Source organism: Neoroseomonas oryzicola (genome assembly GCF_012163135.1).
Classification (GTDB): Bacteria; Pseudomonadota; Alphaproteobacteria; order Acetobacterales; family Acetobacteraceae; genus Neoroseomonas; species Neoroseomonas oryzicola.
This window is the reverse complement of the sequence record NZ_JAAVUP010000007.1, coordinates 45138-57992: the sequence shown is the minus strand read 5'-3', so window position 1 is coordinate 57992 and position 12855 is coordinate 45138. Positions and strand designations below refer to the sequence as shown.

Annotated in this window: 11 protein-coding genes; 5 read left to right on the top strand and 6 right to left on the bottom strand. The window is 67.5% G+C overall.

The window, feature by feature from the left end:
- Positions 1-12: 12 nt before the first annotated feature.
- Entirely contained in the window at positions 13-921 is a 909-nt protein-coding gene (locus GWK15_RS19020) for an O-fucosyltransferase family protein (RefSeq protein WP_168042962.1), read from the bottom strand.
- Positions 922-1138: 217 nt separating this feature from the next.
- Between GWK15_RS19020 and GWK15_RS19015 the strand changes: the two genes are divergently transcribed.
- From GWK15_RS19015 to GWK15_RS26060, 4 genes are all read left to right on the top strand, one after another.
- Positions 1139-2218, top strand: a complete 1080-nt coding sequence (locus GWK15_RS19015; RefSeq protein WP_168042961.1) for a tetratricopeptide repeat protein — start codon at positions 1139-1141, stop codon at positions 2216-2218.
- 90 nt (positions 2219-2308) lie between these two features.
- The gene (locus GWK15_RS19010; protein WP_168042960.1) at positions 2309-3052 is read left to right on the top strand and encodes an FkbM family methyltransferase; all 744 of its coding nucleotides are present in this window, start codon (positions 2309-2311) and stop codon (positions 3050-3052) included.
- Positions 3053-3114: 62 nt separating this feature from the next.
- Positions 3115-4218, top strand: a complete 1104-nt coding sequence (locus GWK15_RS19005) for a CgeB family protein (protein WP_168042959.1) — start codon at positions 3115-3117, stop codon at positions 4216-4218.
- Positions 4219-4258: 40 nt separating this feature from the next.
- Positions 4259-4849 carry an acyltransferase gene (locus GWK15_RS26060; protein WP_168042958.1) on the top strand — a complete coding sequence of 197 codons (591 nt, stop codon included), beginning with the start codon at positions 4259-4261 and terminating at the stop codon, positions 4847-4849.
- Between the two features lie 58 nt (positions 4850-4907).
- Here the strand turns inward: GWK15_RS26060 and GWK15_RS18995 are convergent, their stop codons facing one another.
- From GWK15_RS18995 to GWK15_RS18975, 5 genes are all read right to left on the bottom strand, one after another.
- Positions 4908-5303: a DUF4150 domain-containing protein gene (locus tag GWK15_RS18995; protein WP_168042957.1), complete on the bottom strand. Its 396-nt coding sequence runs from the start codon at positions 5301-5303 to the stop codon at positions 4908-4910.
- Positions 5304-5314: 11 nt separating this feature from the next.
- Positions 5315-5962, bottom strand: coding sequence for a DUF3540 domain-containing protein (locus GWK15_RS18990; protein WP_168042956.1), 648 nt, complete (start codon positions 5960-5962; stop codon positions 5315-5317).
- A gap of 25 nt (positions 5963-5987) precedes the next feature.
- Positions 5988-7052, bottom strand: a complete 1065-nt coding sequence (locus GWK15_RS18985) for a pentapeptide repeat-containing protein (RefSeq protein WP_168042955.1) — start codon at positions 7050-7052, stop codon at positions 5988-5990.
- Complete coding sequence (locus GWK15_RS18980) at positions 7049-9643, bottom strand: DUF2169 family type VI secretion system accessory protein (protein ID WP_168042954.1); 2595 nt, start codon at positions 9641-9643, stop codon at positions 7049-7051. Before GWK15_RS18980 ends, GWK15_RS18985 begins: the two co-directional genes overlap by 4 nt.
- Positions 9644-9707: 64 nt before the next feature.
- A complete protein-coding gene (locus GWK15_RS18975; RefSeq protein WP_168042953.1) occupies positions 9708-11891 on the bottom strand; it encodes a type VI secretion system Vgr family protein in 2184 nt (727 codons plus the stop codon).
- 239 nt (positions 11892-12130) lie between these two features.
- On the opposite strand from GWK15_RS18975, the gene GWK15_RS18970 reads away from it, so the two are divergent.
- A complete protein-coding gene (locus GWK15_RS18970) occupies positions 12131-12691 on the top strand; it encodes an ANTAR domain-containing response regulator (RefSeq protein ID WP_168043049.1) in 561 nt (186 codons plus the stop codon).
- Positions 12692-12855: the final 164 nt, after the last annotated feature.

Genomic DNA, 12855 nt, shown 5'->3' with positions numbered 1-12855 from the left:
TTCGCAGCCGGATCAGATGTGGTCCGACGCGAATCGGCCCAGAAGGTCGCTGTCGCCCAGCGCTTCGAGTTCGGCGACGGCGCGGGCCGCGGGCGTCTGGGACGGGTGTGCCGAGCGGACGATGTTGAAGAGCGGCTGGCCCCCGAGCGCAGCGGCGGCGCGATTGAAGGCACTGAGCCCGCCGAGGATGGCGCGGCAGCGCGACATCAGGACCATGTCGGCATAGGCCTGCTGGAGGTCGGCCACGCTGCCGCGGTTGAACCCCTTGCTGACGCCGGCATGGACACGCCGGCCGTAGCGCTGGCGGAACTCCTCGATGATCGCGACATCCTCGGTGCACAGGAAGATGTCCTCATCCGGGAAATAGGCGTCGAGGAACCGAAAATAGTCCTCAGTCGCAATGATTCGCGTCTCGTTCGCCGGGCCACCGCCGATCAGGTCACCGCGCCGGACATGGACGCCGATGGCGCGCGAAAGGTCGGTCTCGACGGGGGCCGCATCGATGGCTGCCTGGACGTTCCGGGACGGCGGCATCAGCGCGGCCGCTTGCCGGAGCCCGGCGCGCATCTCGGCATAGGTGTCGGACCCGAAGCGCAGCCAGTAGTGCCAGGTGAAGACGATGTTGCTTTCGGGCGTGAAGGAGTCCTCGTTGAGCGTCATGCCCTGCGAGATGATGAACGAATTCATCGGCGGACGCCCGGTGAAGAAGTCCCAGATGTATTCGGACATGGCCAGTCGCGGATCCTTGGCGTCGTCGAAGACGTAGCGCCATGTCGTGGCGTTCGCGACGTCCCCGTTGTGGATCCACCAATACCGGAACTGTCGACCGAGCCGCCGGGCGAGATAGAGGCCGGTGGCAATATTGACGACGCGTGCGCCGAGGCCGTCGGGACGAAAACCAAGCACGATGGGCTGCACCAAGGTGAACCGAATCCTCTTCGCACGAACGGATGCACGTCACGTAACACGGAGCGCCCGACGATTCCGGAGCGGGCCTTGGCGGCGGGCGTCGACGACGCCCGACCGAACCACAGCGCGGCGGCAGCCGCAATGCATCCTTCCCGCGGCACTGGCGCACTGCTAGGTTCGTCATCATCGATCCGGCAAGTCGAAGCGTGCCAGAACCGCTCAATACCTTATGAACCCGCTCGAAGAACTCATCTTTCGATCCGAGTATCTCGAGGTATTCCTGCGCCGGGGCGATCCGTCATTCCGTCTCGTGACATTCAGCGAAATGGGGGTGAGGGCCAACGGCCAGCATTGGTGGGGTGCTGCGGTCGCGCGGACCCTCGGGCTTTCGGCTCTCGGCTTCGTCGCGAAGGCGCCGAACTGGTTTCCCGCCTCGGCCATGAGGGATGCGCTCGCAGCGCCGGCGGTGCGCGACGCAATCGCTGCGATACCGCGCCGCGTTTCCTATGGCTTCTCCATGGGCGCCTATGCGGCGATCAAGTATGCCCGTGCCCTCGGTACCGAGGCTGTCGTGGCCCTGGCACCCCAATGGTCGATCGATCCCGCGGATACCAAGGGCGTCGACTGGCGCTTCGGACGACACTTCGACCGCGCCCTGAACGAGGGCATGGCCATCACGTCCGATGACGTCGTCGGCCGGGTGTACCTGGTCCATGATCCGCGCGAGCGCTTCGATCACTGGCATGCCGAGCGCATTGGCGCCGCGGTGCGCGACGCAGAGACCGTGAAGGCTTACGCGACCGGTCATTACGTCGCCTCGGCGCTGGCAAGCTCCGAAGCCGCTGGCGAAATCTTCCGCGCGGCTCTCGCCGGAGAGCATGGCAGGCTCCAGGCCGCCGTGGCCCGTCAGCGGCGCGGTTGGGATCGCAGGGCATCGGTTCTAGCACGCCAGGCCGCAGGGCTGCGCCCATCGGCTGCGCTTCGCATCGCGCGTCGGCAGTTGAGCGCGTCCGGCGCGGAGGAGCTCGAGCACATCTACCACATCGCAGGCCAGGCCCTGCTGCGACGCGGATTGCTGAGCGAGGCAGCAGACTGCGCCGCCGCGCTCGACGCCTGTTCACCGGGGTCCTTTCTCGCCACGGACCTGCAGGCCGAGGTGGCCTTCCGCGCCGGCCGCGTCGAGGAGGCGCTTGCACTCGCGCGCCGCGCCGTCGAACTGGCGCCCGATCGACCCGGACCGGGGGTGCGCCTCGCCTCCTTCCTGAGGCGAGCCGGACGCGATCCGGCTGTCACCGCGCCGGAGGCGTGAGATGCTGTCGGGTGCCGCGGGCGGACGCCGTTCGCAGGAGAACGCTGCCCTCCATCGGAACAGCCGGGCTCGGTGCGAAGGATGCAGGCCATGAACGTCGCGGAAGCCGAGGAGAGGATCGGCGCGCTGTCGCACAGGCAGCGGCATTTTCTGTGCGAGAAGCTGACGGAGATCAGCTACTCGCGATACTTGCGCGAGGGCGATTCCGCGATCGATTGCGGCGCCAATATTGGTCACCACACGCGTCTGCTCTCCAAGGTCGTCGGCCCGGGCGGGCGCGTTCACGCCTTCGAGCCGAACCCGACGTTGTTCAAGGGACTCTTGGCGCTCGGCGCGAATATCCGGCTGTGGCCCTTCGCTGCCGGCGACGAGTTGCAGATATGTCGCCTCCATATCCCGGAAGGGCTGATCGGCTGGGCGTCGCTCGAGGACATTCGTACGCTGCTGCCGGACAGGACCTTCAGGCTGGTGACGACGGCCCAGGTCCGGATCGACGACCTCGTCGAGCTCCAGGGCGAGACGATCCGCTTCGTGAAGATCGATGTCGAGCGCAGTGAACTTCGGGTCCTTCGGGGCATGCAGGCGCTGCTGCAGAAGGATGGCCCGGTCGTCATATTCGAGGGGCTGAACCCGGCGATCAGGGAGTTCCTGGCCGGGATCGGATACGAGATCCGGGACCTGCTGGGCCGGCCGGTGGGCGGCGGACGGCCGATCATGGCCAATGTCGTCGCCGTGCCGGCGAAGAATGCCGATGCACTGCTTGGCCTCGCGATGCCCCAGGCGCGGGACCTTGGCGAAGCCTTCGACGTCACCATGGCGACCGTCAAGGAATGAGACCGACGATGCCTTGCCCGGCCCGGGTTGTGCTTCGGTCGCTCTCGATCCAATAGGCCAGCATGAAGCAGCCGCCACAGCTCGACACCGAAGCGGAGGTCCTCTCCGAAGTCGAAGGCACGCAACTCCGCCTGGCCGACATCCTTCAGGGGGTCACCGCGGACGCGCATATGGGGCGCGTCTTTGCCCGAGCACGGGATTCGCGCGCCAGGCTCTCGCGGATATTCGCGCGCGGCGAGGTCACGGTCTGCGGCGGGGCGCTTGCGCCGGGCGATCTCGCCCAGGCGCTCGGCGTCGACAAGGTCAACCTCATCACCTTCGACAATTTCGTCGCCGGCACCGCGACCTGCAACCTGCTGATCGTCAACCACCATCCGTTCTTCCAGCATGCCGACGCCCAGAAGGCACTGGAACGCGCCGCCGATGATCCGGATTTTATCTCGGCAGTTTGGTTCCGCGACCATCACCACATCTATCGCCGGAACCTCGAACTCGCGGGGCAGGTGGACTTCGTCTTTCCGGGCCACCAGTACAAGCACGAGTATCTTCGGGCGACGAACATGAACGTACTGTCCGTCATCCCGATGTGCTGCGGGCAGTGGCCGGACCGCATGCTGGCGCAATTGTTCGACGAGGCGATGGAGAAGCCGCGCTCGGACGCTCTCTACGGCGGCTACGGCTTCTATCCTCGCTATCGGGCGCGGACCGCCTTCATCGACCGGATCGGCGCGGAAATCCCGGGCAGCAAGGTCGTGCAGTGGCGACCTGCCATGGAGGGCAACTACCTGTCCCTGTCGCAGGAGGATCGCTTCCGTGACTGGCTCTCCTACAAGGTCTCCGCCGTCGTCAACACGGATTTCTGCGTGCCGAACCGCATCTTCGATGCGCTCGCGGCCGGGCAGATTCCGCTCGTCCCGCACGGCCTGTCGCAGTTCGAGGCCGTCATCCCGCCCGACGCGCAACGCGCGCTCCCGGTCATCCGGTATTCCGACTTCGACATCGAATCCCTCAGGGCAGCCTATGCGCAGGCGCTGGAGGCCTTCGAGACGGGCGGGCGCAGCGCCATGATCCGGCGTCACATGTACACCCGGCGCTTCCACACCTACACGGACCGGGCGCGCCGCATGCTCCGCGAACTCCGGCGCATCGCCGAGCAGGCCAACTGACCCGGCGCGGCGCCGCGTCAGGCACGAAGCGAGGGAACCGATGCCGCTTGCGCTCAGGATCCATCCCACCGCCCGGGCCGAAATCGACCCCGGACTGATCGAGCGGACGGAAGGCCTGGTCGAGGCCGGCCCCGGCGCGCATGTCATTCTCGGGCGACCGCGGAACTTCAGTCAGCGGGGCCGCCTCGTTGTCTCGGCCGCGGCGGATTCGACGGTCGACATGGCCGCGCGCTGCTTCTTCAACGGCCTCACCATCCGGGTGAATGCGAAGGGCGCCATTCACATCGCGCCCGACTGCACCTTCAACGGTGCGGAACTCGTCGCCTTCGACGGACCGTCGATCCGCATCGGGCGCGACTGCATGTTCAGCAGCGAGATCCGCGCGACGACGACCGATCACCATGTCATCCGCGACGCCGCGACCGGGGAACAGATCAACCTGCCCAGTGACATCGTCATCGGGGATCACGTGTGGATCGGGCGGGGCGTCCAGCTGCTGAAAGGTGCCGCGATCGGCGAGGGGTCCGTCATCGGGGCGCGCTCGCTCGTGACCGGCGAGATCGCGCCGCACTCCCTGGCGCTGGGCGTGCCCGCGAAGGTCGTGCGGTCGGGCATCGTCTGGGAACGGTAGGCCGGCGCCGGCGTGCCCGTCGGTCTCCGCGGCGCAGCCGCGCCGACGCCCTCGCGGCTCAGGGCCGCAGGATGATCACTTTCGGCTGGCTCGGCACGATCCGGCAGCCCGGGACGTTGGTGTTGTTCTGGATCGTCATGGAGGTCAGCCGGGTCGCGGGCATCCCGACGACCAGTGTGGTGAACGATCCGATCACGTGCCGCGACGGTCCCATCACTGTGCCCGAGGCGACGCCGGTCGCGACGCCGGCATTGTCGCCGTTCGTCAGCGGCGTCGTCGTTCCCATGTTGTGCATGGGCATCCCCATCACCAGCACCTTGGTCTGGCTAGGCGAGGCCGTCGGGCCCATCGCCATGTTCGGATAGGGGATTGGTATCGGTGCAGGCACCGCGGGCGTCAGGCAGACATCGGGGAACCCCATGTCCATGCCCATCATCTGCGTATTCGCGAACATGACGCCGCTCCTCAGCCGAGGTGGATCTGCCCGCCGTCGACCTTGACGATGGTCTCGGCGTTGACGATCGCATTCTGACCGCGGAGATGCAGATTGCCGCTGGCGCGGTGATCGATCTCGCCGGCCCGCAGGTGCTCTCCTTCCTCGACGAAGCGGTAGCTGCGCTTGGCGCGCGAGAGCACACGGTCGACCAGAGTCTCGATCGCCTCGCCTACCACGCGGACCCGGCCGACATGCGCGGCGAGGCTCCGCCCGACCCACGCCAGTTCCTGCAGCGTTACGCGTCCGCGCCGGCCCTGGACCGATACCTCGCCGGCCGTCATGCCAAGCGTGCCCGGCGTCGTGATCTCGACCCCCTTGGCGCCCAGCAGGGAAAGCCGGCCGTCAACTGCACCGATCTCGACGTCGCCCTGGGCGAGAAGCCGCACCGGCTGCCCACTCCGGCGCTCCAGCACCGAAAGGATGAAGAGCCTGTCGGGCGTACGGCCGATCATCACGAGGTCGCCGGGTTCGGGCACGACCAGGCAGCTCACCGCGACCGATGCCGGCATGCGCGCCGCGCCGCAGTCGACAAGGAAGCCGCCATGGGCGCGCATGACGACCTCGCCCACCGAGCCGGCGGACGCATCGGAAAGGTGCAGGTTCGGGATTGCCGTCATTGAAAGGCCTCCTCCGTCCATCGGTTCACTGCCTGGGCGCCTGCCAGCGCGCATGCCACCGGTCTGCCGTCGTGCGGTCGGAATCCGGCGGCAGGACGCCGCGGCGGCTGGGAATGTTGGCGCCCGCATCGCGGATCTCGTGCAGGTTCGTCCTGAAGAAGCGCACACCGCCAAGATCCGCGCGTTCGAGGTCGGCATGGCTGAAATCGGCGTAGGTGAAGTCCGCATTGCCGAAGCGTGCGCCGGCCGCCTTCAGCTGCGTCGCGATCGTCTGGTAGAGCCGCGCCCCGGTGAGGTCGGCGCCGGTCACATCAGCTTCGATCATCGTCGCCTGGCTGAGATCAGCTCCCTTGAGGCTTGCCCCGGCGAGTCGGGCCTTGGCGAGCACGGCCTGGGACAACCGCGCGCCGTCCAGCCGCGCGGCCTCCAGGATCGCACCGGATAGACCGCACTGGCTGAGGTCCGCCTGTGACAGGTCGCTGCCCGTGAGGTCGGCTTCCAGCAGCTGGCAGGTCGGCAGGGCAATGCCGCGGAGGTCGCAGCCGGCCAGCCTCGCCTTGATGAGGCTGGTGCGCCGGAAGCGGGCGCCGTCGATTGGCGATCGCGTCAGGTCCGCCCCGATGAAGATCGTCCCTTCGAGCCGCGCGCCGGAGAGAACGAGGCCGAGCGTCCTGCAGTCGACCACCGATGCCAGTTCGAGCTGCGCCCCGGCCAAGTGCGCGCCCTCGAAATCGCAGCGCGCAAAGGATCCGGTGGTGAAGTCGGCCTCAGGGATCGTGGCGTTGGAGAAGTCGCAGCCAGCGACCTGCGCCTCGCGGAAACGCGCCCGGGCGCCGCCGGCGCGTTCGAAGGAGGTGCTGGCGACGACGGTCTTCGAGAAGTCGGCCCCGGCGATGCGCGTGCCGTTCAACCGGCAGCCCGTCAGGATCGACTGCCGGAAATCCGCGCCCGCGAGGTTGGCGCGCACAAAGTCGACATCCTCGAAGATGCCGCCCGACAGCTTCGCCCCGCGAAGGTCGGCGCCCGCGAGCGAGACCCCACGGATCACTTCCGCCTTGCGGATCAGGTCCTCGAGTTCGTCGCGGGTCATGGGCCGGCCTGCCTGCGCGGGCGCAGTCGCATGCGCGTCTGGAACATGCCCTGGTAGCGTGTCGAACGGTCGGTGTGCACACGCGCAAGGTCGGCCTCGTAGAAGCTCGCTTCCGTGAGGTCCGCGCCGCGCAGGTCGGCCCGTGAGAGCAGTGCGCCGGCGAAGTCGCCGCGCGCGAGAACCGCGTCGCGGAAATCGGTCGCGATGAACCGCGCGCCGCGGGCGCTGACGTGAAACAGCCTCGCACCGGCGGCGACGGCATCGGACAGGTCCGCGCCGTCCAGGATCGCCTCGGAGAAGTCCGCGCGCATCAGCCGCGTGGCCCGCAGGTTTGCCTCGCCAAGTCTCGCGCCGACGAAGCGCGCATCGTCGAGGCTGCAGTTCTCGGCGAACGCCGCCTTGTTCAGGTTCGCGCCCACGGCCAGGAGCCCCGGCGCCACGGTGCGGATGAAGTGCGCCTCGATCAACGAGCCGCCGGTCAGATCCGCCCCCGACAGGTCGCAATCGATGAAGACAGCGCCATCGAACACCGCGCCCGCCGCCATGAGACCCGGCAGCGCAACCTTCGTCAGCGTCAGGCCCTTCGCCCGCGCGCCCCGCAGATCGGCCCCGGCGAGCTTCGCATCGGTCAGGTCGGCGCCATCGAGCACGGCACCGCGCAAGACGGCATTCTCGAGCGAGGCGGAGGTCAGCACCGCCTCGGCGAGGTTCGCCCGTTCGAGCATGGCACCTGCCAGCTTCGCCCGGCCAAGGTTCGCCGCGGCGAGGTCGGCGCCGGCCAGGTTGCAGCCATCGAAATTTCCGTGGGCCAACACCGCGCCGGCCAGCCTGGCGCCGGCGAGGCTCGCACCGCGCAGATCGGCCCCATCCAGCCAGGCTTCCGTCAGGTCGTAACCCGAAAGGTCGAGACCCCGCAGGTCGGCGCCGCAGAGATCGGCGCGCGGCTTCGCGCGGCCGGCGGCGAGTTCGGCGTGGATGCGCGCATTGGCAGCCGCATCGAGCGCCGGCGCCGGATTCTGGTGATGCGCGCCGAGCCGGTAGGCTTCGCGCGCCTGTGTCTCCGAGCGCTCCCAGAGGAGGTTCATTTCCGGGTCATTAAGGATGTCGTTGATCTCGCTCGGATCGCCGCCGGCAGCACGGGCGTTGAGCGCGATCTGCATCAGGTCCGCACGGGAACCGGCTGCGGTGATGCGTGGGGGACCGGCCGCCGGCGTGTTGACCTCGGCTTCGAGCTCCGCGGGCGTCATGACGCCCGACGCCTCGAGTTCCTTGTCGAGCGAGGCGCGTCGCACGGCGTGCTCCGCTTCCTGCTGGCGCTGCATCTCATCCGCCTCGCGGGAGATGCGTTCAAGGCGCGTCGGCAGCGTCTCGAGATCGGGCGGCGGTTCCTCCGGCGGCGGCAGCGTCGGCGCGTGCTCGTCGGGATCGAGACCGAAGCTCGCGACATAGGCGCGGGCGCCCTCGATCTCCCGTGCGGTACGTTCGCGGAAGCGCTGGCCGAGGATGTCGCCCTCGCCCGCATCACCCGGCGGCGGGGCGGTCATCGGGTCGGCCATCATGAGCTCGGCCGGGATGAGGTCGCTGTCGCGCAGGGCAAGCAGCGCGCCGTTCTCCGGATCAAGCCGCGCCATCATGACCGAGCGGAAATGCTCGGCCGGCCGCATTGCACCGCGGAAGTCCGCGCCGAGCACGAGGCGCGCCACGTCGCGCCCGTCCTCCTCGGCGATGTCCACGGAGCCGTGGTGAATCAGCACCGCCCGTTCGCGATGCGGGAAGAACCAGACGGTGGTGAGGCCGAGCGCGACCTCCTCGAGCGTGTCCTCGTTGCCGCGACGCGCGATGAAGAGCCTCGGCGCCACGCCGGGAAGGCGCCCGCGCAGCTGCGGCATGGCGGGATGCAGGTTCTCGAACGCGTATTCCTCGATGCCGTCGAAAGCACGGGGGAAGCGCTGGTCCTCCGGCGCGAGGTTGAAGAAGCGCCAGTCCAGGTCCTTCGGCAGGCCGGGGAAATCGTTCTGCAGCCAGGCGTCGTCATAGGTGCCGGCATGGCGTGCGCGCTGGGGCCAGGTCTGGTCGATCGGCCCGAACCCCGCCGGGCGCAGATGCCGCCGTTCCGGCGGCACGGTGGGATCCTGGATGTTGGGCAGCGCGATGCGGTAGCCGATGCCCGGCAGGGGCATCTCCTCCATGCCGCGTCCCAGCGGGTTCTCGGCGAATTTCGGCCCGCCATAGGCGCGGGACCAATCGAGCGGCATCTCGGTGAACGGGACGGGTTGCGTCGCGCGGTCGCCTTCGAGATGCCGGTCCCCCACCGCGATCAGGGTCTTGGCGCGGCCGGCGAAGGCGGCGCCGACGCGAACCGCGGGTGCTGCAGCGCCGCCGGGTGCGAAGGCGCGCCCGGTTACCAGGAACTCCGCCGCGCCCTTCGGCATGGATCCGTCGAGCGCCTGCTCGGGCGGCAGTTCCTCGGAGAGCATCGTCCACATGGCGGCTTCGGAGAACAGCGCCGGCACCTCGCCCAGCGGCACATAGAGCAGCACCGCCGCGCCGAGGTGGAAACGGCGCGCACGCTCGAACGGTCGCGTCAGCATTCCGACCGACAGTGGCTTGATGACCCTCATGCGCTGACCTGAGCCTGTCGCGATCGAACGCGCATCAGGTGAGGATATGCATCGCGGCCTGCACGATCTTGCTTTGGGTCGAGATGATGCGGACCTCATCCTTCTCGAGATCGACGCCGCCCTTCTTGAAGCCCATGCTGTAGATGTCGATCTTGTTGGTCCACTTGTCCATCTTGGTGTTGCCGCCCACCGTGATGGCCGTGTTTGCGATCAGGTCCATCTTGTTAACCGCCAGCGTCATCTTCATCGCGTATTGCAGCACGTCCTTCGCGCCGATCTTGAAGAACTCGTTGTCGACGGTCTTGGTGCCGCCGGGGGCGAGGAGCGTCCAGCCGGCAGTGGCCGTGACCGTGATCGCCGCGGCGCAGGTGATGTTCATCGGACCGGTGACAGTCTGGTTGTAGGGGCCCGTCACCGTCTGGGTCAGCTGGCCGGTGACGGTTTCCTGGAGCTTGCTCATCACGGTGCGGGTTTCACCGCTCATGAAGGTCTCGGTGACGGCGCCGAACACCTGGCGCGTTTCCTTCCCCATGACCTTCTCGTCGAAATTGCCCGTGACGTCGGTCTTCTTGTTGCCGCCGATCGTGCTGGTCTCGTTGGCGTCGATATTCGTCTTGCGGTCCACCTTGACGTGCCGCGTCTCGTTGTTCTCGACGACGGAATCGAGATCCTTCTGGGCGTGGACGTAGATCTGCTCGCTGCCGCCCTTGTCCTCGAAGCGCAGTTCGTTCGATCCGCTCGCGTCGACGGAGTTGGTCTTGATGCCGTACTGCGTCTTGTTGGCCGGCAGCGAGTAGGGCGGCATGTTGTTGGAGTTGTAGAGACGCCCGGTGATCAGCGGCCGGTCGGGGTCACCTTCCAGGAAGTCGACCACCACCTCCTCGCCGACGCGGGGGATGTGGATCTGGCCGAAGCCCGCGCCGGCCCAGCCCTGGGAGACGCGCACCCACACGGACGCAGAGGCGTTGTCGCGATCCCAATGGAACTTGACCTGCACGCGTCCGTACTTGTCGGTATGGATATCGCCGTCGCCCACAACGATGGCGGTCTGTGGCCCGCGCACGAAGGGCCTGGGCGCGCGGATCTCGGGGCGGAACGGGACGCTCTGGGGAATGCACGTGAACTCGTTCTCGTAGAACGGCTGCTGCCGCGGGCGATCCCCCCACATCTCGTCGGTCCAATGGCTGTAGTCCAAGGCACGATGGTGGACCGACGTAATCAGTACCTCGGGATCCGTCAGGCCGTCGGCCGAGAGCTTCAGGCGCCGCCCTGGGTCGAGAAGCGAAATGTCGCTGGCGCCGCGCCGGCGATGGTACTTCGCTTCCTCGCGTTCAATGGCGACTCTCGTCAGCCCGGACCCTGTCGTCAGCAAGCCGATGGTATCCGCCTCCATCCACTTCTCGCCGTAGGCGCCGGGATAGTCGTAGACCTCGTGGTCCGTCGACATCCCGGGCGAGGAGGTAAACCGTGTTGGCTGCTCGTTGTCCTGGGTCATGACGCCATTGAAGTCGAAGTCGCGCGTCGCCCACTTGCCCGTCTGCACCGCATACTCCTCGTCGAACCGCCAGACGCTGCCGCGGCTCCGATGCCCGTGCAACGGCACCGGATCCAAGGCCCAGGCAGGACACGACGCGTTCATGTCGACGATCTTCAGAGTCGTGGTGCTGTCCGTATGGTCGTGGAAGTAGAAGAGCCCCTCCTTCTCCATCAGGCGGGAAACGAAATCGAGCGCGCTCTCGCGGTACTGGACGCAGAGGTCGAGGGTGGTCATGCCGCGCGCATTCGCGTTCAGCTGCTTCGATATGCCGAACTTGTTCGCGACCTGCTGAATGATGTCGTTCGTCGTCAGATCCTGGTAGATCTTCACGTTGGCGGAGCGCGACAGGAACCACAGCTTGGGCACGACTTCGGCCTGCCATTCCGTCATGCCGCCGACGCTGAAGAATCCGCGCGATATACGCCGGATGAAGCCCCGGAACTTGCGGCGCTCGACGCCGACCGTCGGTGCATCCGGGTCGACCGGCAGGCCGAATTCCAGCGTCACCTCGGTGCCAAGGAGGCCCTGGACGGAACTCGGCCCTTCCTCGGTCGCCATGCGAATCTTGAAGAGGAAGGGCTGCGAAAGTTCGTCATGCCCCTCGAGTTCGGTCAGCAGGACCTTGTCCGGACCAAGAATGGTCGTGATGGCGAGGATGCGCTTCGACTGATCGTAGGCCATTGTGCTGACATCCACGGCATCTGCGGGCGCATCCTGACAGGATTCGCGGCGCGGTGATGGTTCGACAGCGGATAATTGTCCGGCGCGAAGGGCGCAGGCAAGCCGCACGCCCGTTGCGCCGCCCCGCCCGCTGAAGCGTTTCAGCCCGGGACTTCCCACGGCGCCACGCCTCAAGGCATAACCACCCCACGAGGAACGAAGCGGCACGGTGTGATCTCCAGCACAATGGGGTCGTCCGCCTGCGCGTCCTGCTCGTCGATACCGATGCCGCGCGTGCCCGCCAGGTGAAGGCGGGGCTGGAGGCGGCTGGCTTCCAGGTCGTCGCGGTATCCTCCGACACGGCGGACCTGACGCGACTGGTGCGCGAATCGCAGGCCGACGTCATCGTCTGCGACCTCGACGATCCGTCCCGCGACGCGCTGGAGAGCATGCGTGTGCTGAACCGGGACGAACCTCGCCCGGTCGTCGTCTTCGCCAGCCGCGGCGACGCCGACCAGATCGAGGCAGCACTCGAGGCCGGCGTCGCGGCCTATGTCGTCGAAGGCCTGGCACCCGCCCGCGTGCGCCCGGTGCTGGAGGTCGCGATCCGCCGCTTCCGAGCCTTCCAGGCCCTGCGGGCCGAACGCGACGCGGCGCGAAACTCCCTCGCCGAGCGAACGGTGATCGAGCGCGCCAAGGGCGTGCTGATGCAGAGACGCCGCCTGTCGGAGCCGGAGGCCTACAAGCTGATGCGCCGCTGGGCGATGGATCGCGGGCTGAAGATCGCGGCCATCGCAGAGCAGATCCTGTTGGAAAAATAGGCAGATCGCCCATCCAGCCTGCATTTGATGTTCCAGAATGTCATTTTGCCTGCTTTCGGTGCTCGATTCCGCTTCCGTCGCGGCGCGCGGCTGCGCTTTAACGATGGTGCGTCGCAGCGAGCGGCGCCGCCCGGCTGCAACGGCGTAGCCGGGGTCCGATCCCT